This window comes from Desulfonispora thiosulfatigenes DSM 11270 (assembly GCF_900176035.1).
In the GTDB taxonomy this organism is placed as follows: domain Bacteria; phylum Bacillota; class Peptococcia; order Peptococcales; family Desulfonisporaceae; genus Desulfonispora; species Desulfonispora thiosulfatigenes.
In genome coordinates, this window is record NZ_FWWT01000016.1 from 64,468 (window position 1) to 87,778 (window position 23,311).

At 31.7% G+C, this 23,311-nt stretch carries 19 protein-coding genes; 18 read left to right on the plus strand and 1 reads right to left on the minus strand.

The window, feature by feature from the left end:
* Positions 1 to 130 precede the first annotated feature (130 nt).
* The 11 genes from B8965_RS05855 to B8965_RS05900 all read left to right on the plus strand — a co-directional run bounded on the left by B8965_RS05855 (position 131) and on the right by B8965_RS05900 (position 13,878).
* Positions 131 to 2,545 (plus strand): P-loop NTPase fold protein, encoded by a 2,415-nt coding sequence (locus B8965_RS05855; RefSeq protein WP_084052923.1) that lies wholly within the window; start codon positions 131 to 133, stop codon positions 2,543 to 2,545.
* A 56-nt stretch (positions 2,546 to 2,601) separates the two neighbouring features.
* Positions 2,602 to 5,262 carry a P-loop NTPase gene (locus B8965_RS05860; RefSeq protein WP_084052924.1) on the plus strand — a complete coding sequence of 887 codons (2,661 nt, stop codon included), beginning with the start codon at positions 2,602 to 2,604 and terminating at the stop codon, positions 5,260 to 5,262.
* A gap of 654 nt (positions 5,263 to 5,916) precedes the next feature.
* The gene (locus tag B8965_RS05865; protein WP_084052925.1) at positions 5,917 to 6,570 is read left to right on the plus strand and encodes an Abi family protein; all 654 of its coding nucleotides are present in this window, start codon (positions 5,917 to 5,919) and stop codon (positions 6,568 to 6,570) included.
* 567 nt (positions 6,571 to 7,137) lie between these two features.
* Positions 7,138 to 7,305 (plus strand): hypothetical protein, encoded by a 168-nt coding sequence (locus tag B8965_RS12445; RefSeq protein WP_159446282.1) that lies wholly within the window; start codon positions 7,138 to 7,140, stop codon positions 7,303 to 7,305.
* A complete protein-coding gene (locus tag B8965_RS05870) occupies positions 7,260 to 7,472 on the plus strand; it encodes a hypothetical protein (protein WP_084052926.1) in 213 nt (70 codons plus the stop codon). The genes B8965_RS12445 and B8965_RS05870 overlap by 46 nt, the downstream gene beginning before the upstream one ends.
* A 146-nt stretch (positions 7,473 to 7,618) precedes the next feature.
* Entirely contained in the window at positions 7,619 to 8,185 is a 567-nt protein-coding gene (locus B8965_RS05875; protein ID WP_084052927.1) for a HAMP domain-containing protein, read from the plus strand.
* Between the two features lie 100 nt (positions 8,186 to 8,285).
* A complete protein-coding gene (locus B8965_RS05880) occupies positions 8,286 to 9,212 on the plus strand; it encodes an L-lactate dehydrogenase (protein ID WP_084052928.1) in 927 nt (308 codons plus the stop codon).
* 326 nt (positions 9,213 to 9,538) lie between these two features.
* The gene (locus B8965_RS05885; RefSeq protein WP_159446283.1) at positions 9,539 to 11,389 is read left to right on the plus strand and encodes an amidohydrolase; all 1,851 of its coding nucleotides are present in this window, start codon (positions 9,539 to 9,541) and stop codon (positions 11,387 to 11,389) included.
* A gap of 587 nt (positions 11,390 to 11,976) precedes the next feature.
* Positions 11,977 to 12,675: a nuclease-related domain-containing protein gene (locus B8965_RS05890; RefSeq protein ID WP_084052930.1), complete on the plus strand. Its 699-nt coding sequence runs from the start codon at positions 11,977 to 11,979 to the stop codon at positions 12,673 to 12,675.
* A 139-nt stretch (positions 12,676 to 12,814) separates the two neighbouring features.
* Positions 12,815 to 13,303: an RpnC/YadD family protein gene (locus B8965_RS05895; RefSeq protein WP_143334231.1), complete on the plus strand. Its 489-nt coding sequence runs from the start codon at positions 12,815 to 12,817 to the stop codon at positions 13,301 to 13,303.
* Positions 13,304 to 13,614: 311 nt separating this feature from the next.
* Positions 13,615 to 13,878, plus strand: a complete 264-nt coding sequence (locus B8965_RS05900) for a hypothetical protein (protein WP_084052932.1) — start codon at positions 13,615 to 13,617, stop codon at positions 13,876 to 13,878.
* Positions 13,879 to 14,070: 192 nt separating this feature from the next.
* Here the strand turns inward: B8965_RS05900 and B8965_RS05905 are convergent, their stop codons facing one another.
* On the minus strand, positions 14,071 to 15,357 hold the full coding sequence (locus tag B8965_RS05905; RefSeq protein WP_084052933.1) for an L-lactate MFS transporter: 1,287 nt from the start codon (positions 15,355 to 15,357) through the stop codon (positions 14,071 to 14,073).
* A gap of 521 nt (positions 15,358 to 15,878) precedes the next feature.
* Here B8965_RS05905 and B8965_RS05915 point away from each other — a divergent pair.
* The 7 genes from B8965_RS05915 (at position 15,879) to B8965_RS05945 (ending at position 23,250) form a co-directional block, all read left to right on the plus strand.
* Positions 15,879 to 17,285 (plus strand): RNA-binding domain-containing protein, encoded by a 1,407-nt coding sequence (locus B8965_RS05915; RefSeq protein ID WP_242941937.1) that lies wholly within the window; start codon positions 15,879 to 15,881, stop codon positions 17,283 to 17,285.
* 56 nt (positions 17,286 to 17,341) lie between these two features.
* Positions 17,342 to 18,823 carry a stalk domain-containing protein gene (locus B8965_RS05920; RefSeq protein WP_084052935.1) on the plus strand — a complete coding sequence of 494 codons (1,482 nt, stop codon included), beginning with the start codon at positions 17,342 to 17,344 and terminating at the stop codon, positions 18,821 to 18,823.
* 152 nt (positions 18,824 to 18,975) lie between these two features.
* On the plus strand, positions 18,976 to 19,800 hold the full coding sequence (locus B8965_RS05925; protein WP_084052936.1) for a tyrosine-protein phosphatase: 825 nt from the start codon (positions 18,976 to 18,978) through the stop codon (positions 19,798 to 19,800).
* Between the two features lie 53 nt (positions 19,801 to 19,853).
* Positions 19,854 to 20,516 (plus strand): hypothetical protein, encoded by a 663-nt coding sequence (locus B8965_RS05930; RefSeq protein WP_084052937.1) that lies wholly within the window; start codon positions 19,854 to 19,856, stop codon positions 20,514 to 20,516.
* Between the two features lie 30 nt (positions 20,517 to 20,546).
* Positions 20,547 to 21,239 (plus strand): YveK family protein, encoded by a 693-nt coding sequence (locus tag B8965_RS05935; protein ID WP_084052938.1) that lies wholly within the window; start codon positions 20,547 to 20,549, stop codon positions 21,237 to 21,239.
* Between the two features lie 20 nt (positions 21,240 to 21,259).
* Positions 21,260 to 21,991: a CpsD/CapB family tyrosine-protein kinase gene (locus tag B8965_RS05940; RefSeq protein WP_084052939.1), complete on the plus strand. Its 732-nt coding sequence runs from the start codon at positions 21,260 to 21,262 to the stop codon at positions 21,989 to 21,991.
* A gap of 149 nt (positions 21,992 to 22,140) precedes the next feature.
* Positions 22,141 to 23,250 carry an S-layer homology domain-containing protein gene (locus B8965_RS05945; RefSeq protein WP_159446284.1) on the plus strand — a complete coding sequence of 370 codons (1,110 nt, stop codon included), beginning with the start codon at positions 22,141 to 22,143 and terminating at the stop codon, positions 23,248 to 23,250.
* Positions 23,251 to 23,311: the final 61 nt, after the last annotated feature.

Consider the following 23,311-nt stretch of genomic DNA (forward strand, 5'->3'; position numbering starts at 1 on the left):
TAAAAGATATGATGTTGGGAATATATATATAACAAAAGAACTATAAAACCCTACAGCTGTAGTTAATGTGGTGAGAAAGGTTATCGAGAGTTATGAAAAGTTTTTATTGAGTTAAATAATTGGAGGAAAAATGGAGAGTATTAAAATATTGATAAATAAATTTATCGTTGCAATAGTAATGTCTTTAGCATTATTTTATACAATTGATATTGTCTTCGATGTATATATTATAATTATAGCAATTACTTGGATTGTAATTTTTTTAAACTTTAGCATATCAAAGAATGTAGAGTTTTTTGGTACTATAATAATTGTATATTTAGGTAATTTAATAACATATATTTTTATTAAAAATAAGATCTATAATGGGCTTTCAAAAGAAAATATCGAGGTTTTAGTTATTATAACATGTTTAATATTTCTTCTAACTATATCAAGAATCATTTTTATAGTAAATCCATTTCGTAAAAAACAAATAATAAAACAACCCCAAATAATGATGAAAAGAAAGAAAGATCTGGAAGGACTTTTATACTATATAGATGTATTTGATATAATTGCATTAAATGGTAGATGGGGAACGGGCAAATCTTTTTTAATTAAAGAATTAAAAAAGGAAGTAAATAATAAATATGAAATTATTGAAATTGATGTCTTATCATGTAATCTTAACGAGCTTCAGTTAATTTTAATAAAAGAAATTGAAGAGTTAATGTACAAAAATAGAATTATATCGAAGTACTCAAATAAATTAAAAAGATTTTTAGGAAAAGAGTCTGTTATTTCAAGGGTACAGGATCTAATTTTTAGTAAAAACCAGTCTTATTCTGAAACTATAAAAGGTTTGCAGAAAGAGTTAGAAAAGCTAGGTAAAAAAATAATAATTATTTATGAAGACATAGATAGAATAACTGATATCGATATTATTAAAAATATATTCGGAATATCTGAAAAGATTTCTAACGAAAAGATAAAGATAGTTTATCAATATCATGAAGATAATTTGAAGGAAATTGGCTTTACAGCTGATTATTTAGAAAAATATATGCCTTTTAAGATAAATTTAACTGAAATTAATTTCTTTGAAATATTAAGCTTTAAACTGAATGAAAAAAACTATGATAAAAGTATAATAGAAATCAAAGATTTTAATTTTTTAAAAGAAGATTTCCAGGGGTTCCGATATAATGTTTTAGTGAATGTCTTTAATATTAATAAGGAAATAAATTTAGTGGTAAGGAATATTAGTATCAGAAAGGTTGAGAACTTTTTATCTGAATTGGTTAAAATATTAACTAAAAATCAATATAAAGAGCATAAAGAAACAGTAATAGCTTTCTTTTTCTTAAAACATTTTATTCCAACGATATATGAAAAACTAAATATTGAAAAAGGACTGGTAGAGACAATTAAATTCGATTTAAACTCAAACTTTTATACCATTACAGAATTAATATCCTTGTTTAATTCAGGTAAGCTTGGTAGAGGAGATATAATCAATTTATTTAAAAATGAAGAAAATCAGATTGGTTATGGTGTTTTGAAGCTTTTTGATTATAAAGTTCTTCAAGTTATTAATGAAGAAAACTATATAGAACGATTAAAGTTAATATATGAAGAACCAATTAGAAACCTAAAAGATAGAGATAGTAATGAAAAAAAAGATAGATTAATTTGGAGCCTATTAGCACAAGGTAAATCTCAATTTACTGACTATGAATATGTAGGTAGGAAATTTATTGAAGAAGTACTAAATAGGCCTGACACTGAAATACTGAAGGCATATGAACAATTTAACAACAGTTTATTTTATAAGAATGATCAAGAAACTGACAATAGTACTATATTTAAAATGGGGGTTTCTTCATTTATAGAGTTATTTAAATCATTTAGAATTTTAGATGTACCTGATTATCACCAAGTGGGTTTAGTGAATATTTATTTTAAAGTAGAAAAGATAAAAGATATAGATGATGAGTTAATTCAAACCCTTAATTATTGTAATTTAGGAACAAAAAAGGGATATATTGGTATTTTAAATAATTTTAATAAACTGAATGTTATAGGAAATTTAAATGATGAAGAATGCTTTGCTAATTTTCTGAAAATGTATATTAGAGCTTTATCAAGTCTTGGTTATATAAATACTGGAGGGTTTTCTAACATTTTTTTTTATGAAAAGGTGATAGAATATAAAAAATATGTAATGAAAGATCTTAAAGGAATCATAGAAAAAATACATAAGGTAAAACACAAATTAAGTTTATTTTTAGAGTTAAAAGAATTGGATGATGAATTTAATACAATTATAATATTCATAGAAAAATTAATAGAAATAATAGATTGTAAATCTAAAGTAATTAAAAAAGAAAGAGGTCTTATTACAAGTAATATTTATAGTAGATATCAAAATCAAGAGGAATTCGACAGACTGGAAAGGGCTTCTAATGAGGGAAATAATTTAAAAGATGAAATAAAAAATAGTTATTTAAAAGGGAAAATAACAGCGTATGAAATTGAGAAGTTAATAGATAAATTGGATTAACGGTCTTTTTATTTATAAAAATATTTGTTGTAAATCAATGTGTGGAGGTGTAACCAATGACACCGAAGAAATCATCAAAGAAAAAGAAAAAGGTAGTTAAACCAGTATATAGATCTCTATCCGATTTAGAACGGTCGCGTACAGGGGGACAGGTTGCACTTTCTGGTTTTACATATCAATTTTTATATTCTTGTTACCTGATGCTATCTGAAAAAGATGAGAGTGTGAGTTTTACCCTTGAGGGGCTTGAAGATATTGACCGATACAAATGTGATGTTACATCAAATACGATAACTCATATTCAACTGAAATATTCTACACAAAGGCAAGATGCTAGTTTCCTAAAGGATGTACTGAAAAATTATTTGGAAGTTTATTTGCTGGATAATACTCACGATTTCAAACTTGTCTATGATTTTGATATTGCTAAAGGAAATCTAAATAAACTTGTCAATAACAATCTTGATGAGGCATCAAAAAAATATTGGGTCGGAATAATTGAAAAGATAATGGAGGAAAATACTCAGTGGAATTGGAGTGGTTTCTCAAGTAATGCTTTCTTAGGTAAAATAACTTTTGAGAAACGAGTTAAAGATGATCTTACATTGGAAATCGAGAAGCTCCTAATTGAGAGACATGATATTACAACAGATAATATTAGGTTGTATGTAAATGGTATAAAGGTTTGTTGTCTTGAAAAAATGGAATATCGAGAGAGTATAAATAGAAAAGAACTTGATGCAATAATACAGAATATTAATGACGACATTAGTAAGGGTATTGAGAACCCTGCTCATGGATGGATTAAAAAGGTTGACTTTAGTGTTCTAGAGGCTACAGATGAGAAGAGCTATTTTGAAGGTAAGAAAGCATCGCCACAGGATATTGCTTTGAAGTTACCGGTTAGACGTATTGATACTGAAAAAGAAGTTGAAGACTCCATAAATAGTAATAGAGTGACAGTGATTAAGGCTTCAAGTGGACAGGGGAAAACTACAATTGCCCTTCAAGTTGCATTGAACCTATCTAATGAGTATAACATTTATCAGTTGACATGGTGCAATGATGCTAAGGAACTCAATAATATTATTAAATACTTTAAGTCAAGAGTTAAATTAGGAGAAAAACCACTCATTATTATTGATAATTTAGATTCACAGTTGAGCGAGTGGAATAGATTAGCTCAGTTACTCCAAGAAGAAATAACATATAACTATAAATTACTACTCACAAGTAGAGAAGATGATTGGTATAGATATTCAGGTAATTTGAGTAATGTTAAATCACTTAGAACAGTAGAGATATCACTAAATAACCAAGAGGCTGAAGATATATTTTTTCAGTTAAAGAAGAGGAATTTGTTGCATGATACTGTAAGTGATTGGAGGGGTTCGTGGAAAAGAATAGAAGAAAAAAGACTTCTGATTGAGTATGTATATCTACTTACTCATGGTGAGATGATATCAGAAAGAATAAGTCAGCAGATATCAACAATTAGTACTTCAGAGAATGGTAGGATTAAGTGTGAGATATTAAGAATTGTTTGTTTTGCAGATGTTTGTGGAATTAGGCTTCCAGTTATGAAGATAATCCATAATTTGAAGGAACCTACTTCGAGTGATTATGGAGAAATACTTAAAAGTGTTGAAAATGAATTTTTAATTAGTATAGATGAAAATGAAAAGTTTGTTGAAGGACTTCATCCTGTCCGTTCAATGCATATAGTTAAAAGATTGCATGAGTTTTATTCCATAAATAATACCGCTATAAATGTGATTAAACTAACGGATTTAACATACTTGTCTAAACTATTTTCTAATTTGCCTAAATGGATTACTAATAGAGAAGAGATTTATGATGATATTGTGAAACTATGTGGATTGGAAAGGGAGAGACTTAATTTATTAATAATGACGTGTGAATATTATATTGAGCACAAACCCAGTAAATATTTCAACAAATATTCTATTAGGTCATGGTATAGCAAAAAGAAAGAGCAACTTATTATTGATTCAAGCACAGCATTAAACCAGCTACAGGAAAATTATGATGTGTCTTTTCCAGTAGATTATTATTCGGTAGGTATTCTCAAGCACTATCCAATAATAGCAAATAATCTAAATGTTGAAGATCCTGATGAATTAACAAAATTTTTATACTTATGTTCCTCTATTACTTCTATCGACTACGATTATCTTGTCATAGCTGTCAAATCAGGGATAAATCAAGTAATGCCAAATGGATTAAAGGTACCATACAATTTCTTGAAAGATTTAAGAGTTGCTATTGATGACGGGAATTGGGAAGTGATGGAAAAGTTATCACCTCCATTTCCGTATGAAATCTCTACAGGGTTCTTAAATTGCTTTGAAGAAAAAATGAATTTATTAGAATTAGCAACCTCACCATATGAGGGTATAGACAGTGTATTTGAATTACTTTGGTCTTATTCAATATCAAGAGACATCTTGGTAGATAAGATTGATTCAGAGTACTTGTCTGGTATATTGATGGAGTATGAAAAGAAAATCACGAATTTGCTTAAAGTATTTGAGGGCAAGATCCCTGCAAAAGAATATGCTGTTATAAAACAAGTTTGTTATGACGTTTATAATGGTGGATTTTTTGGTGATGCTGAGTTAAACAACTATAATAATAGCTTAATCTCATTAGCCAGTAACTTACAGGAAAAGGGGTCGTTTATAAAGATTACTTAAAAACCGTGTTTTTGTTACTCTAATAGTAACTGTCAAAGATTTTCCGCTTAGAATCCATTAAAATCCCCCAGCTAAAATTACAGAAAACAACGTAATTAGGAGGCTCTTTTAATGGCAAAGGAATCTGGTGAAATTAATTGGGACGTTATAATGCAAAAATTTTCCTCATATGAAGAGGTTATAGCTGATTTTTGCAGGGAAAATAAAATCAGGGCCTACCAAAACTTTTTTCTTCTATTTCTAATATACCTGCAACGTTCTGCCTTGTATTTAATTTGTTAACCTATTCAACATTTCGACAATTAAACATAGTTGCTATCTAAAGCTGTGGTTAGAAGACTAAAAATCTTTTAATTACAGTTTTTTAAAATTACAAAATATAAGTTTTGTAATTAAATTCATAGCAAATCTGGCAAACCCTGCTAGATGACACTTTGAAAAACTATTAGGTAGATTAGAGTAATTGAGTTGTAACCAATTTTAAGATCATTTTATTTATATTATAATATTGCAGAAGATTAAAATAAAAAGGACAAGCCTTTCTAGTTTTTCTTTAGTAAGATAGCCTAAATATAGATTACTATATTAGAAGGAGGGATTTTACTGGAACAAAGTACAGGGCAAGTTTTAAAGAAAAAATTAAGCTTTGATGAAATGATTGAGCACTTGGTTAAGAAAAATGTTAAGTTTGATTTAATTTCAAAAGAAGAAGCTAAGAAAATTCTTCAGACTTCAAATTATTTTTATAAAATTACTGCTTATAGAAAAAACTTTGAAAAAAACAAATCTAATAAGTATGTTAACTTGGATTTTAAATTGCTGCAAGATTTAGCTACTATTGACATGCGCCTTCGATATTTAGTCTTGCACATGTGTCTAGACATTGAGCATGTAGTTAAAACATGGATTCTTACAGATATTACGAATGATTCAGCTGAAGATGGTTACAGTATAGTAACTGACTATTTAGAGCATGATCATAGTTCTATTGAGGATTACATGAAAGCCTTAAACAAAAAGAGTCATTACAATTATGGTTTGTATAGAAGACATCATATTAATACACCTATTTGGGTTTTATTTGAAGTTATGACCTTTGGTGCTTTTGTAAAATTTGTGGAGTTTTATTATTTCCGAAAAAACAAGTTAAACAGATACAAGGAACTTCAACAAATATTAAGATATGTAAAAAACATTAGAAATACAGCTGCTCACAATAGCCCTATTTTAATGGATATTACAAAAGGTCAGCAGATAGATCCTAAAAAAATAGTGAAACCTATAACTGAATTCACAAAACAAATTTAAGGGCTATCACCATTATCCAGAAAAAAAGATTATCTAATCGAAAAATACATGATTTGACTGTACTTATTTATGTTCATTATAAGTATATTAATAGTGAAGGTATTAAAGCTGCACGTTATGAAGAATTCAGGAAATTATTGGAGCGCACAAAACGATTAAAAAATGCATATAATAATCAAGAATCCTTAATAGCTGTATATAAATATTTCAAGAAATTGATTGACTTCATAAGTTAATTCGTGTAACCTTAGTATAAGGAAAAAATCGGTTCGCCCGGTTTGTAATAGCGGAGTCATACTTCGCTTAAGTTTATCGTTTTGGCACCTGTCTTTTAGGCAAGTGCTTTTTTAATGGGAAATATAGTAACTTAACCGTGCCAGCCACCTAACTTATTACAGAAAATGTTTTATACCTTCTATTATCCTTTTTTACAATACAATCAATTAATGTTTCCGTATCAAACTCATAATAGATAATTCACAAATTGTTCACATTTTAATAATAAAAAATACAAAAACAATTATTATAATGTAATTAAATTAAAAATAACAAAAGGAGTTGTTAAAAATGAAAAGGTTTCCAGCTTTGATAATATCAACATTTTTAATATTAGGTCTTTTGGCAACAGTAGCTTTTGCTGATTCCACTAATGAGCCTAAAATACCATCTTCACAAGGACCTAATCAAGGATGTTTCCAACAAATATTGTTAAACCATTTAGCCCTAGGGAATTAGTTCATAGAGTAAGAGTCCTTTTAGAAAGAACTTTAAATATAAATAATAATGAACAAAATATATTAAAATTCCCACGTTTAAAACTAGAATTGGGTCGTGATGATGGACTAGATTATATAAGTACATTATGGGGTGTGGGATATAAATTTGAGGTAACAGATGATTAAGAAAAGCATTATAGCTAAACTTTGGGTTTCAATTGTAATGTTAATTATAATAGTTCTGCTCTTTTTTTGAATCAGAAGAATTTAAAAGCGCTTTTACGGGTAAAATAATAACAAATAGAGGTAATTATCATCACTTCAATGCACCGATGTTATCAGTTGCAATTCCAATATATAATGGAGAAGAAATAAATCAAGCATTAATGCTATTTAAACCAGTTGCTCCTATCACAGATATAATCAACTCTATGAGAAAACTAATATCTTATGCTGCTTTTGCTGTAATAATCTTAGCAAGTATCGTTAGTTTTTTCTTATCCAGGACACTATCAAGACCATTGATACAAATGAATAAAATTGCTACTGAAATGGCTAAAGTTAACTTTGGGAATAAAATAGCGGTTAAAAGTAACGATGAGGTTGGCTTATTAGGTACCAGTTTAAATAATATGTCAGAACGACTTAAATTTAATATTAATGAGCTTTCTCATGAAAAAGCAAAATTAGAAAATGTATTAGATAGTATGTCTGATGGAGTAATTACTTTAGATGCACATGGAAATATAATCCTAGTAAATCCTCCGGCAAAAAGGTTTTTATCAAAATATGGACAAGATTTAAGTTTTGGACAAAACTTTTTTAATTGTATAAACCTAGTTGAGTTTAAGAATTTATTTGAAGAGGTTAATCAAAAAAGAAAAAGGCAGTACCTTTAGTTTTTGTTTACCGGAATTGGTGGAATCCGTGCCGGGCATCCAAAGTACTCCATACAGATCCAAATTATTTAAAAATATAAGAAATTAAAGGTGATGAAAAATGCGTAAAGTTGTTTTGATTGGAACAGGTGCAGTTGGTTGTGCTTATGCTTATAGTTTAGTAAATCAAGGATTAATTACTGAGCTTGTTTTAATTGATATAAATAATGAGAAAGCAGAAGGGGAAGCAATGGATTTGGCTTATGGCATGGCCTTTGCTCCTACAAATATAAAAATTAAAGCTGGTACATATTCTGACTGTACTGATGCAAATTTAGTTGTTATAACAGCTGGAGCAAATCAAAAACCAGGGGAAACTAGGCTTGAACTAGTTAATAAAAATGCAACAATGATAAAGTCAATTGTTCAAGAGGTTGTAAAAAGCGGTTTTAATGGAATATTTTTAATTGCTTCAAATCCAGTTGATATTTTAACATATGTTGTACAGAAAGAAAGTAAATTTCCACCAAACAAAGTAATTGGTTCAGGAACTACACTCGATACCGCAAGATTTAAAATCTTACTTGGTGAATACTTTGAAGTCGATCCAAGAAATGTACATGCTGCAATTATAGGTGAACACGGTGACACTCAAGTTCCTATCTGGTCACAGGCTTCAATTGGCATCGAAAACCTTGACAAATTATTGGAACGTAGAAATAACCCAAAAGATAAAGAAAATCTTGATAAGATATCCATAAAAGTCCGGAATGCTGCATATGAGATCATAAACCGAAAAGGGTTCACTAATTATGGAGTAGGAATGTGTTTAACAAGAATCACAAAAGCTATCCTAGATAATGAGAATAGTATCCTTCCAGTGTCCTGTTTGTTAGAAGGTCAGTATGGTGAAAGGGACATTTATTTATCAGTTCCAGCAATTGTTAATGAACAAGGCATAAAAGAAGTACTTGAAATTGACCTTAATGAAACTGAAAAGGAATTATTCAAGAAATCAGTAAATACATTGAAAGAAATAAAATACTAAAACAGTTCAAAGCAGGAAGCCGTGCCTGGCGCATAACTTATAGAACTTTACTTCATAAAAGCATGGCATCAATCTAATTTGATATTTATCAATTATATACGTTGAATCTTTGACGTATATAATTGATAGTAGAAATAGAAAATAGTCTACCAAAATCAATGAATCTTATTTTTACAATTAATACATTTTATGGTAATGTTGTGGTTATAAAAATAAGTTAATATAAAATTAATTTTAAGGAGATGGTTTTATTGAGGGAGTAGTATTCAGAATATTCAGAGGATTAAATAGGTTGTAAATAAAAAATGATTAAGGAGATGAAACGAATGAAATCTACGAAATCTAGAGTATTTACTTATATGCTTATTCTGACATTAATATTCTCATTATCTATTCCTGGCCTTGCCGCAGGTGCTGAACCATCTAAGGGTGAAAAGAAAAAATCACAGAAAATTGAAGCGGATATAATCTATTATAATGGAGATATAGTTACTGTTGATAAAAACATGAGTTCTGCCGAAGCAGTAGCAGTTGTTGGTAATGAAATTGTGGCTGTGGGTAAAATGGGGGATATAATGCCCTTATCTGGGAAGAATACTAAGAAGATAAATCTTCAAGGCAAAACTATGTTACCAGGATTTTATGACGCTCATAGTCATTTCTTGTCTACTGGAATAAGCCTTCTTACATCTGTACAACTACAAAGCCCACCGATTGGAACTATAAAAAATATGGATCAATTGCTTGCTGCTTTATCCGAAAGGGCTAAAACTATAAAGCCAGGTGAATGGATTATCGGTAGAGGTTATGATGATGGAGGATTAGAAGAAGGCCGTCATCCAACTCGTGAGGATTTAGATAAAGTATCCACAGAGATTCCGATTGTTATTACTCATTTCTCTGGTCACAATTCTGTAGTTAACAGTAAGGCTCTAGAAATTGGTGGAATCACTAAAGATACTCCTAATCCAAGTGGTTCAGAAATAGGTCACTTTGCTGATGGAAGCCCAAATGGACAGTTATGGGAGCTAAATGCTATGAAAATGGTAAGCGATCATATTCCTCCAGTTACACAGCAGCAGCGGTTAGAGGCTATTGCTTTAGTTAGTGATATTTATGCTGCAAAAGGAGTAACGACTGCAAATGATGGAGCAGGATCTGACTTTGAGCTTTTCAAAAAAGCTCTTGATAATAATTATTTGAAAATCAGATCAACTTTATGGTTTGGATCTGTAGATGCTGCGAAAAAAGCTTATGATCAGTTTGGAGGAAAAGAGGTCAGAGGCAAAAACCAATACTATAAAGACTTGGTTGTCTTAAATGGAGTTAAATATTTCCAAGATGGATCACCCCAGCTTAGGACAGCACATTTGACTGATCCTTACTTTACAACAGGGGAATATCCTGAGGATTGGGTTGCTTATCCTACTTATACCCAAGAGGAGCTCAATGAAAAAATTATAGAAACTCATCAAGCTGGTTTTAATCAAATCTATGTTCATACTAATGGTGACGCTGCTATAGATGCTTTAATAAATGCTTACGAAGAGGTAAGAAAACCTGAGTATAGACAGCCAGCTAAGCCTAGTGATTTACGACACACTCTTATTCATACCCAATTTAGTAGAGAAGATCAATTTGACCGTATGAAAGATTTGGGTCTCATACCCTCATTCTTAATGCATCACGCTTATTACTTAGGTGATAGACATATGGCAGAATATTTTGGACCTGAAAGATCTTATCGTATGAGTGCTACAAAAGATGCTGCCAATCGCGATTTACCATTTACTTTACACTGTGATACACCAGTATTTCCACAAGATCCACTTCATATAATGTGGGGAGCAGTAAATAGACTTTCTTTTACCGGTCAAGAAATATTCACTGAAAATTATAAAGAAGGCACAAAATATCGTTCAGTTGACCAAAGAATAACTCCAGAGCAAGCTTTACGTGGTATAACAATAAATGCTGCGTATCAAGACGCTGAAGAAAATATTACAGGCTCAATTGAAGTAGGTAAAAGAGCAGACTTTGTAATTCTTGCTGAAAATCCATTAAAAGTTGATAAAATGCACATAAAAGATATTAAAGTACTTGAAACTATAGTAGGTGGCAAAACAGTTTTTAAAGACGACAGCAAAAACAAAGATAAAGACAAAAAACAAAAGTAAAGATAAAGACGCAGGCAAAGGCAAAAATAACTTATAAAAGGCTACCAGCTTAAACCTCGTTATTTTTGTTTTAGAGCCTGTGAAATAATTTTCCAGGCTCAATATTTTCTCTAAATTAGCGTATATTTTAATCCCCAGCCCCAGTAGAAAGCAAATTAACCATGCTTTCTACTGGGGTTATTTGCACTAGGGTTACGAATCTCTGATCCTTAAAGGCTAGATAGTGAAGGGCAAATAAACCAAAAGAGATGAAGAAATGAAAAAACTATCCATTGATATATAAACATTTAGTAGTGCCTAAAACTAGAAAATGGGGCGAGTAAAAGTATTAACTAGGCCCAAGAATTCCCTTAAATGCCGAGGGCTTTTAAACTAGTTATTATATGAAGGATTAAACCAGTATTGGTGCCAACTACCCTTTAACTAAAAAGGAAATGCGTAATAATGGATTAAAAAATAAGATAAAGGCAATGATAAATATAAAGAGATTAATTTATAATCTATAAGGGATTTCTTTATAATCTATGCTAATATCACGGGGTTAAATATTCGTGGTATTAAATATTTGTGTTATTGGGGGGATAAAGATGGGATTTATAATGTTTTTTCCCTTATTATTTTTTGCACTGCTATTATTGCCTAAGTATTTTACATACCAAAAATCAAGCTATAAAACCGAGACTGGAAATAGCTTTTTTAAGACCTTATTTGACAAAGGTAACTACGGCGAATTTTTAACATTTTCATATCTTGAAAAGCTAAAAGGTTACCATAAAATCATGGCTAACTTATACATACCAAAAGAAGATGGAACCACTACGGAAGTTGATGTACTAATGATCACTGAGAAGGGTATATTTGTTTTTGAATCCAAGAATTATAGTGGGTGGATATTTGGTGATGAAAAGAATAAGACCTGGACTCAATCTCTCCCAAATAAATCTAAAAATCGATTTTTCAACCCAATATGGCAAAATGCTGGGCATATTAGCGCAGTCAAAAAAACCTTAGACTCTTGTGATAAATGTTTGTTTAGATCTTATATTATATTTAGCGAGCGTTGTACTTTAAAAAAAATTGCAGTTAATTCTCAAGACATTAAAGTGATTAAGCGAAATGAGTTACTTAAAACTATTAAAAAAGATTTAGAGCATTTACAGCATATTCTCTCAAAAGAAGAAGTGGACAATCTCTATCTAAAATTAAAATCTTATGCTTGCGTTGATGATGCTGTTAAAAGTGCACATATAGAAAATATAGAAAATCTCCACTTAGAACGTCGATAAAATAATTAATAAGCAGCTACCTAAAATAGAGTAGTAATGATAAAATTAAACTAATAGTAGAACAAGAAAAAAGGTGAGCCATTGGATAACGAAAATAATAAAAATAATATAAAAGACACAAACGAACTATCTAAACCACATGACATTACAAATGTTACCCGTACTAAGACATGAATTCATAAATATCCGAGAATACACTGAAAAGGACATTAAACAATACAATCCAGTTACCAGAATGGTACTAAGATCATTAAAATATATATTTGAAGACAAAGAAAAACTAATAGAAGCATTTGTAATATCAGTAGATGAAATAGAATCCACAGTAACAGAAGAAGAATTTAATAAATATATCGACATATTATTAATATATTATTCGTCAGTAAATAAAAACTTAACAGAAGAAGATATATTAAGGAAAGTTCAAGAACTAGGAGGAAAGGGGGAGAGAATTATGACAATCTTACAAGAGCGAGAACAAAAAGGAATAGAAAAAGGAATACAGCAAGGAATAATTGAAATGACTAAAAACCTAATTAGAGATGGCGTAGATATAGAACTCATAATAAAAGCATCTAAACTAAGTAGAGAAAAAATCGAAGATATACGAGAGGAAATGTTAAATTAAGAGCCTGTGAAGCCGAGTCTGTGAAATAATTTCACAGGCTCTTAATTTTTAAATTCAATTAATAATTTTCCTAATCTTTAACCCCAAAAATCATCTTCAACTATGAACTTAATAAAACTTATCTCTCATATTAAGAACATTGATTCCAAATAAGTAGGATTTAAGACTAAAGTAGTAGAAATATATATACATATTATAATATACAGCTAATAGTTAATGCTGATAGCTCAAAAATTACAAAGGAGGATATTAAGTTTATTTTCCTGATTTTTTGGGTGATATGATAAATCATAAAAATGGAGGGGTTAAAGATGATGAAATTAGAAATTTCCGAAAATTCAGCAAATTATTTCGAACGTGAAGTAAAAAATGAGTTTAACTGGTCAATGCTTTTCTTGATGCCTTTTAAATACCTATTCAATGCTCTTATTGCAGTTTGTCTTGCGTGGTTTTTTATACCTGTATTTATAGGCGCTATTATATTCGGAATATTTGGAATTTTCGCATGGTTTATAACTAAAACATTGAGAATTAGAACCAAAGAGAGAAAACACACAGAGTCCAGTTTGTCTTAATTTAAAAAATCCTATCCAAAAGTCTTATACAATATAAGGCAGAGGCTTTACACTAGCATCTGCTTTAGCAGAAACATAGTCAAAATTAACTAAATGACTATGTTTTTTTATTTATAAGAAGATAAAATTGAACTTATTTTTGATAAACTAATAAAAAGGGAGACGTACATTTATCTTACGCCTCCCTTAAAATTACCTTGCCACTTTTCTTTTTAACATCAAAATCATTGCCGCACTAAATAAGCTCGAAATGGCTGCTACCATGAATGGAGTGGTAAATTTCCCTGTTAAATCCATGAAGTAACCAGCAACATATGAAGAAAGTATTGCCCCCATTCCAAATCCTGTTAAAACCAGCCCATAATTTATGCCCATATGCTTAGTGCCCCATAAATCAGCAGCTAAAGAAGGGAATACCCCTAAAAATCCACCATATGAAAACCCTACAATAGCGATTAAAAACAAGATAAGGTATGATTTTGCAGCAGCAACAAATAAAATACTAACACCCGCTACAATCATGAGTATTAAGAGTGTATTTTCCCGGCCTATTTTATCTGAAACGTAGCCCCAAAAAAGCCTACCAAAAGAGTTAAAGATAGCAATAACCATTACCCCCACAGTGGCTACATTGTCAGTAAGACCCCCAGATAGGCCTAGCACCTTTGCAAAAGGAATAACCATAAGCCCTGCCATACTAGCTAACATAAAAGAAAAGGTGATGAGATAAAACTGGCTCGACCTTAAAACCTGTCCAGGCGTGAAGTCTTGCCCCTTTTTAGAGCTTTGATTTAGAGGAGGTGTCCAGCCAACTGGTTTATATCCCTCTGGAGGATTTTTCATAAACATTCCACCTACTACCGTCACGACTAAAAAGATTAAAGAAAGCCAAGCAAATGTCTCAAGTACGCCCACATTTTTCATTAAACTACGAGCTAAAGGCGTTAAAACTAATCCACCAAAACCAAGTGCCGACACAATTAAGCCTGTGATTAATCCTCTTTTATCAGGAAACCATTTTTGACAAATAGCAATAGTCGCCGTGTAAACTGTTCCACTACCAAATCCGCCTAAAATTCCATAAGTCAGCCACATAATCCAAGGAGCTTTTGGACTAGCAAAAGATGCAAGGAGAAATCCTAAACTAATTATCACCCCGCCCCCAATTACTACCACCCGAGGACTAAGTTTTTCCTGAATAGCCCCACCTGCCATACTTCCAAAACTTAACATTCCCAATAAAAATGAAAAGGACAAAGCTGCATTTTTCTGTGACCAATCTAAAACCTTCACAACCTCTGGCTGAAATACCCCCCAAATATAAGCAACCCCTAAACATAATTGAATAGCAAGACCAGCTAGCACGATTAACCAGCGATTTGTGTTAACCTGACTCGATAATATTTGATTAGATTTAATATTACCATGCCCAGATTTAACATTAATATCCGTAGATTTTACATTAACCTGTCTCTCCATAAAAACCACCCCTTTGAATATTTAAAATTAACATTCTATTTTGAAAATTTAGACGTAAAGCATACTTCTTGGATTTACTTATCTCACCCCTTATTTTCAGTTTAAAAATAAAAAAAACCCTCCATCCCATAAAAGGGACGAAAGGTTCTATTTCGCGGTACCACTTCCCTGTAAAGCTGGGCATCGCCTACTTTTCTTCATCATCGTGTTTACATATATTTTCATTAATAGTAGATGGTTATTATGGTTTTGTCAATAGTAAATTAACTTTGGTAACTGCGCCAGGCATTTAACCTATTCCCCAAAATTAATTTAGATGAGTATATAGCAAATTGAGTTTATAGCAAAATAAATATAAAAGGGTTTTAAATCTGAAGGATAGAACTTAATTATTAAGAAGTTTCTAAAATATGAAGAAGTTTAGTATTATTAATGGGGACTTAAAAGAGTATAAATAGCTTATAATAAGAAAAGAGTACGTGTTTCTATAGAATTAAAGTGGGATGTTGATGCGTGTGAAAATGAAAAAATTACAAGAGATCCTTAACGAAGGTGAAGGCATAACTGTTGAATTCAAGCAAAGTAGAGATAAATTAAACAGAGACGTTTTCGAATCAGTCTGTGCATTTTTAAATAGGAATGGGGGTCACCTGTTTCTTGGTGTTGAGGATAAAGGTGGAATTACTGGTATTGACCCTGAATCGGTTGAAAAGGTTAAGAAAGATTTTGTAACCTCTATGAATAATCCTCAAAAAATCAGCCCAACTTTCTACTTATCAGTCGAAGAGATTGAAATTGATGGAAAACAAATTCTTTATATCTTTATCCCAGAGAGCTCCCAAGTCCATCGCTGTAATGGAAGAATTTTTGATCGAAATGAAGATGGGGATATTGATATTACTAATAATACAAATATTGTGTCTGGATTGTATATGAGAAAACAAGGAACATATACAGAAAATAAAATATTTCCCTTTGCAGAAATTTCAGAACTAAAAAGTGAGCTTTTTATAAAAGTTAGAAAATTAGCAGCTAATCAAAAACCGAATCATCCATGGAAATCAATGGACGATTTAGAACTTTTAAAAAGTGCGGGTCTATATTTAAAAGATTTGCAAAGTGGAAAAGAAGGACTTACTTTAGGCGGGATTCTTATCTTTGGTAGTGACCAATTAATTCATGCGGCATTACCACACTATAGAACTGATGCAATTCTGCGTAGAGAAAATATTGACCGTTATGATGACAGGGACGATATAAGGATTAATTTAATAGATAGTTATGAACGATTAATGCAGTTTGTTGCAAAACACCTTAACGATAAATTCTTTCTGGAAAATGATCAGAGGATTAGTGTTAGGGATAAGATATTCCGAGAGGTCATATCAAATATATTAATTCACAGAGAGTTTGCAAATCCATTTCCAGCAAAACTAGTAATTGAAAAAAATCGAGTTATTACAGAAAATAGCAATAAGCCACATGGTAATGGTATCATTGATCCAGATAATTTTTCACCGTTTCCTAAAAATCCTACGATCGCAAAATTTTTCAAGGAAATAGGTTGGGTGGATGAACTTGGTTCGGGAGTTAGAAATATTTATAAGTACAATAAGATTTATTCGGGAGCGGATCCTACTTTTATGGAAGGAGATGTATTTAACACTATTATTCCTTTGACTGAGCAAGTTACCGAGCAAGTTACCGAGCAAGTTACCGAGCAAGTTGATGAATCAATTAAAAAATTATTAGATTTTTGCAAGGATCCAAAAACCAGGAGTGAAATGCAAGTATTTATGAAAATTAATCACAGGGAACATTTTAGAACAAAAATACTTAATCCTTTGATCAAAGTTGGATTATTAAAACTAACAATACCTGATAAACCTAGGAGTCCAAAACAACAATATTACTCTGTAAATAGATAATAATAGGGATATATAAGAATGGATTAATAAAGTTCAAGGAAAGGAAAGGATTAAAAATGTTAAGAAACTTAATACTAGGGATGAAAGATAGTAGAAAAGGAAAACAGCAGATTATTTGTTCATTAATCATTTTTGCTATCTTATTTTTGAATGTTAATGCTGTATATGCATTAGATATAAATTCGCCAGCTGCAGCTCTCATTGAGTTTAAAACGGGAAAAATTATATATGAAAAAGATAGTAACACCCCAAGGCCAATGGCAAGTACAACCAAGATAATGACCTATTTACTGACTCTGGAGGCAGTTAACGAGGGGAAAATTAAATTAAGTGATAACGTGAAAATAAGTAAAAATGCAGCAAATTCTGGAGGCTCAGCTTATAATTTAAAACAGGGTGATATAGTAACAGTAAATGAACTTTTAGCCTCCATGTTAATAATTTCAGCCAGTGATTCTGCCGTTGCCTTAGCCGAATATGTAGGGGGTAGTGTGGGTGATTTTGCTGCAAAAATGAATGAAAAAGCAAAATCGCTTGGACTAACTAGTGCCTATTTTATTAATCCTCATGGCATACCTTTAAAAAATGGCAGTCAAAATCACATATCCCCTAAAGACCTAGCGCTATTAGCTAAATATACTCTGGATAAGTATGGAGATCATTTAATAAGCATTACAAGTCAAAAGTACTTTAATGGGGTTTATAGGAATTATTCTCAGAAAAACACAAATAAATTATTAGAGACCACATCTTATACAGACGGGTTAAAAACGGGTTTTACCACTTTGGCAGGTTTTTGTTTAGTTTCAAGTGCGAAAGTTAAAGATACAGATAATAGATTTATTGCAGTTATAATGGGTGGGAAAACAGCAAAAGAGAGAAATGATGATAGTAAAAGGCTCTTAGAATATGGCTTAAATAATTTTGAAGAGCAAATTGTCATAAAAAAAGGAGAAATCTTAGGGTACTCACTAATTAATTCAGATGAGTATATACCCATTGAATTTATAGCTACAGATACTCTTTCCGTTTTCACGCCAAAATACATAAATTTAGTCCAAAACAAAGAGATTATATTTATAACTAATAATTTGGACAAGGATATTTTAAATCAAGGAGATATAAAGGCTGTTTTAAAACTTAATGACGGAACAGAAAGAGAAATCAGGGTGACGCCAAAGAGAGGTATTTCTGTTTTTATTGACGATGAGCCCATTACATTTGAAGGGGTTACCCCGATTGTTAAAGATAATACCACATTGCTACCCTTAAGAAAAGTAACAGAGTCTCTGGGTGGATTTATAGAATGGGATCCATCAACTTCAACTATTACCGGGGGAAAAGATGATTACTCTTATAAATTAACAATTGATAGCAAAGAGGCCGTGGTAAATGGAGAATCTGTAGGCTTACTTACACCTCCTCTTATAATAGAAGGATCTACAATGGTCCCTATAAGATTTGTAGCAGAGAGCTTAGGGATGGAAGTTAAATGGGATAGCGATATACGAGCAGTAAAGATAAATAATAAAGAGTAAGAATGAGGGAATTATGGTAGACTTTAAAATTTTCACTAATTGATTTTACACAATTTAGTTGTTATACTATAATAGTTGACAAATATAGTCACAATTTCCCTAAAATAGCATTTAAAAAAGGTCGAACAACTAAGAAAAGAAGGTATTGTATAATGGTTGATTTACATAGTCATATTTTACCTGAAATAGATGATGGTTCTAAAAGCATGGAAGAAACCCTAAAGATGGGTAGAATTGCAGCCTCGCAAGGTTTTAATAAAATTATTGCCACCCCTCATTATATCGAAGGCGAGTATACCATCACAAAGGACAAGCTTTTAGAAACAATTAAACGCGTTAATGCTTGCTTTCAAAAAGAGAATATCAAATTAGAAGTATTACCTGGCGCTGAAGTTTACCTTTCACCTAGTTTACCCGCAAAATTAAAAGCCGGAGAGATTTCTACTTTAAATAACAGCCCGTATATTTTAATTGAATTTCCTATGCGTGACATCCCAGTTTATACAGAAGATATTTTATATGAAGTTAGATTGCTCGGGTATAAACCAGTAATAGCTCATCCAGAGCGTTATAGCAAGGTAATGGAAGACCCAAATTATTTAAAAAGTTTAATTGAACAAGGAAATTATGTGCAAATTAATAGCATGAGTATCACCGGAGGGTTAGGCGAAAGGGTCAAAAAGACAGCCCAAATCTTGTTAAAACATAAAATGGTTCACTTTATTGGAACTGATGCTCACTCACCTAGAGCAAGGTCGCCAAAGATTCAAGGCGCCATTGAACAAATGAAAAAATGGACAGATGAAAACTATCTAGAAAAAATCCTGAAAAATGGCTATAATCTTATTAGTGGTGAGGAAATAATTGTCTTAGAACCCTTGATCTACCAGAATAGGAACGCCTTTTTAGCAAAATTCAGGAGTATATTTAATATCAAAAAACGCAAAAACATCTGGACAAGTAGTAATCGAGCTTAAATTTGACATTAAAACAAAAAAGCAAAAGCAAAGATCAAAAAATGAGGTGAAATATGAAAGGTTTATTTAAACGCCCTAGAACTTACATATCACTACTTTTACTAGTAGTTGTACTTGTAGCAGGAGGATTCTTTTATAATTATTATCAAATCTATAAAAGCGTAGCTGATCCATCTAATGATAAGGCCAGCGATGTTGTAGTGGAAAATCCTTTCGACAAAATAGAGGGAACAGATGAGGGCAAGATTGATAAGGATGAAAATGGACAAATAGACGGCTCACAAAATGGAGCACAAGGATCCCAAGGTGATGCAAATAATGGAGCAAATGACGGATCAAATAATGCACCAAGCACTAATTCTAACAAACCATCTTATGAGCAAATAGTAGGTACCTATAAAGGGAAATTTGCTAGCCTCCAAGCAAAACAAGAAGGCAAGATAAATGGAGTAATTGCTCAAGGCAAGGCAGAGTATGTAGCAGCCAAAAATAATGGTACATCTGTCATGAAAATAGGCACTAAATATCTAAATCTAATCAATAAAATGGAAGGTCAGGCTGATAGCGAATTCAATGCGTTAAAAGGTCAGTTTGAAAGTGAGTTAAAGAAATACTCCTATGATACAAAAATCGTAGGGGAAATTGATAGCTATTATAGATACAAAAAACAAGCAACCAAGGCACAAATGTTTTCAAAGGCAAAAGGCAGCCTTTAACTAGTTTATTTACAGAAGGGAAGAACACGGATGGAGGATATGGACACAATTGACCTCAGGGAATATGCAGAAGTACTGTGGAAAAGGAAATGGCTCATTGCTATCATCACAACAGTAGCTATGGCTATAAGTGCTATCGTAAGTTTTTATGTATTAGAGCCTGTATATGAAACCTTTGCCACAATGATGGTAGGTAAGACCAAAGCACCAGAGCAAATGGTGGAGTATGATGATGTGCTCTTAAGTCAAAAGCTAGTAAAAACATACGGGGAGATAGCGAAAAGTAAAACCGTTTCTAAAGAAGTAATCGCAAACTTTGGTCTAGACATCACACCAGAGCAAATGAAAAACAAGGTTACTGTAAGTCCGGTAGGAGATACCGAAATTATCATGATTAAAGTACAAGATACAGACCCCGAACTCGCTGCTAAACTTGCTAATAATTTGTCTTGGGTTTTTATGAAGCATGTGACGAATTTTATGAAGGTCGATAACGTGCAAGTAATAGACCAGGCAGAAGTGCCAAAAAATCCAATTAAGCCTAATAAACTACTCAATATTGCTATTGCCGGAATATTAGGACTAATGATTAGCATCGGAATTATCTTTATTTTAGAATATTTAGATAATACATTTAAGGCACCAAGTGATGTAGAAAAGTATTTAGATTTACCCATTATCGGAGCTATTCCTATGATGGATGAAAAAACAGGATCAGCATAGCGCGGAAATGGGGAGGCAAAATGAGTTTATTAGATATCATATCACTAAAAAATCCTAAATCACCAATTGCTGAAGCATATCGAACTCTTAGAACAAATATTCAGTTTTCTGACCTTGATAAAGCTTTAAAAACAATTATTATCACCAGTTCCGTACCCGGAGAAGGAAAGACTACGAGTATTTGTAATCTTGCCGTAACGATGGCTCAGGCAAATAGTAAAGTATTATTAATTGATTGTGACCTTAGAAAGTCGCAGCTACATAAAAGGTTTGAACTAAGTAATAGTAAAGGACTTACAAATGTACTAGCCCAAAAAATTCCGCATCAAGATATTATTCAAAAAACTGCAATTGAAGGGTTAGATGTATTAACAGCAGGACCTAAGCCCCCAAATCCTTCTGAACTTTTAGGTTCTAATGCAATGAAGGATTTTATCGCAGAAATGTCTAAAGAATATGACAGAGTGCTAATTGATGCCCCGCCAATTGGAGTAGTAACAGATGCTGGAATCTTAGCAAGCTTTGCAGATGGAGTTATTTTAGTAGTAGCAGCTAGACAAGTTCCTATTGAAGGAGCTCAGCGTTCTAAGGAACTTTTAGAAAGAGTACAGGCAAATATTTTAGGGGTACTACTTAATAAAATACCAAACGACAGCAGAGGATATTATTCTTACTATTATTATCACGAATATTATGAAAATGATGATACAGAAGACAAGCCTACTCATTCTAAAAAAAGACGCAAGAAATAGTTTGGGTTATAGATATAATCACAAAATGAAGTATTAGAATGAAGCATTAAAATGAAGGATTAACATGAAATATGCTAGACCCTTAAATAAGAGGTTTAAATATTTTTATGAATGTAAGAAAACTACTTGAATTAAAAAGGAGAATGATTATGGTTAAAAAGATCTTAACTTTAGCAGTTTTAGGAATATTCCTCTGCGGAACGATGGTCTCTTATGCTGCAGATGTAAGTGAAGGTGTACTAGTGGATGTTTTAGACAAAGCAAGTGATCATCCACGCAAAGACGAAATTTTAGGTGTGATTGGGGAAAGTTTAAAAACTGATGGTGGTATTGATTTTGCTAAAGCAATGATAGATAGTACATTATCTAAGGAAGAAAAACAAAAATTAAATGATAAAGGAATTTCTGAACAAGATATTAAAAATTCTTTAGATGATTTAAAATCTTGGGCGCCTTCTGAAAGAGCAGATCTTGTTAACTATGTAAAAAACAATCAAATGGACAAAGCAAAAGACCTAATTAAAAGCAAAGGCCTTGTAGAAAGTAATACTCCTTCTAAGCCAGGTGGAGGCGGTGCTGCAGCTAATACTGATAACAAAACAGAAGATAAACCAGCAGACAAGCCAGATGCAACTAAACCAGATACAACCAAACCAGAAGCAAATAAACCAGGAACTGTAACTCCAAATGTACCACAGGCTACTAATTTTAAAGACATCAAAGGTCACTGGGCACAAAAGAACATTGAAAAAATGGCGGCTTTAAAACTAGTTGGGGGAATGACTAATGACACCTTTGCTCCCGAGTCATCAGTAACTAGAAGTCAAATGATTGCCTTAATTGCCAGAATTTTCGATGTAAAAGAAACAACTGGCCAAGGGGAACTACCTTTTACAGACCTTAAAAAAGGCGACTGGGACTATAATGTAGTACAGGCAGCGTACGCGGCTAAATTAGCAAGTGGTACCTCAGCTACTACCTTTGAACCAAATAAACCAGTAACTAGAGAACAAATGATGGCTATGGTTATGAATGGTTTAAAGTATAAAAATATTAATTTAGATGTAACGAATTCAAAAGATTTAAAAGCTTACAAAGACTATAATAAGATTTCAAATTGGGCATTAGATTCAATGCAGCAAGGTGTAGACCTAGGTTTAATCGCAGGTAAAACAAAAGAAACACTTGAGGCCAAAGGAACTGCAACAAGAGCAGAAGCTGTAACAATTTTAGAAAGAGTTTATAATTTAGTAAAATAAAAACAATAAATTAAGATGGGTTTAAGGCTGTACGATAAGAAAAATATTTTACAGCCTAAAG

What these genes read in the sequence shown, in the direction of transcription:
- B8965_RS05935 (WP_084052938.1), top strand. Translation starts at nt 20,547, where the DNA reads ATGGAGGATATGGACACAATTGACCTCAGGGAATATGCAGAAGTACTG.
- B8965_RS05945 (WP_159446284.1), top strand. Translation starts at nt 22,141, where the DNA reads ATGGTTAAAAAGATCTTAACTTTAGCAGTTTTAGGAATATTCCTCTGC.
- B8965_RS05905 (WP_084052933.1), bottom strand. Translation starts at nt 15,357, where the DNA reads ATGGAGAGACAGGTTAATGTAAAATCTACGGATATTAATGTTAAATCT.
- B8965_RS05880 (WP_084052928.1), top strand. Translation starts at nt 8,286, where the DNA reads ATGCGTAAAGTTGTTTTGATTGGAACAGGTGCAGTTGGTTGTGCTTAT.
- B8965_RS12445 (WP_159446282.1), top strand. Translation starts at nt 7,138, where the DNA reads ATGAAAAGGTTTCCAGCTTTGATAATATCAACATTTTTAATATTAGGT.
- B8965_RS05930 (WP_084052937.1), top strand. Translation starts at nt 19,854, where the DNA reads ATGAAAGGTTTATTTAAACGCCCTAGAACTTACATATCACTACTTTTA.
- B8965_RS05895 (WP_143334231.1), top strand. Translation starts at nt 12,815, where the DNA reads ATGACATTACAAATGTTACCCGTACTAAGACATGAATTCATAAATATC.
- B8965_RS05900 (WP_084052932.1), top strand. Translation starts at nt 13,615, where the DNA reads ATGATGAAATTAGAAATTTCCGAAAATTCAGCAAATTATTTCGAACGT.
- B8965_RS05890 (WP_084052930.1), top strand. Translation starts at nt 11,977, where the DNA reads ATGGGATTTATAATGTTTTTTCCCTTATTATTTTTTGCACTGCTATTA.
- B8965_RS05915 (WP_242941937.1), top strand. Translation starts at nt 15,879, where the DNA reads ATGAAAAAATTACAAGAGATCCTTAACGAAGGTGAAGGCATAACTGTT.
- B8965_RS05920 (WP_084052935.1), top strand. Translation starts at nt 17,342, where the DNA reads ATGTTAAGAAACTTAATACTAGGGATGAAAGATAGTAGAAAAGGAAAA.
- B8965_RS05870 (WP_084052926.1), top strand. Translation starts at nt 7,260, where the DNA reads ATGTTTCCAACAAATATTGTTAAACCATTTAGCCCTAGGGAATTAGTT.
- B8965_RS05925 (WP_084052936.1), top strand. Translation starts at nt 18,976, where the DNA reads ATGGTTGATTTACATAGTCATATTTTACCTGAAATAGATGATGGTTCT.
- B8965_RS05875 (WP_084052927.1), top strand. Translation starts at nt 7,619, where the DNA reads ATGTTATCAGTTGCAATTCCAATATATAATGGAGAAGAAATAAATCAA.
- B8965_RS05860 (WP_084052924.1), top strand. Translation starts at nt 2,602, where the DNA reads ATGACACCGAAGAAATCATCAAAGAAAAAGAAAAAGGTAGTTAAACCA.
- B8965_RS05865 (WP_084052925.1), top strand. Translation starts at nt 5,917, where the DNA reads ATGATTGAGCACTTGGTTAAGAAAAATGTTAAGTTTGATTTAATTTCA.
- B8965_RS05940 (WP_084052939.1), top strand. Translation starts at nt 21,260, where the DNA reads ATGAGTTTATTAGATATCATATCACTAAAAAATCCTAAATCACCAATT.
- B8965_RS05885 (WP_159446283.1), top strand. Translation starts at nt 9,539, where the DNA reads ATGAAATCTACGAAATCTAGAGTATTTACTTATATGCTTATTCTGACA.
- B8965_RS05855 (WP_084052923.1), top strand. Translation starts at nt 131, where the DNA reads ATGGAGAGTATTAAAATATTGATAAATAAATTTATCGTTGCAATAGTA.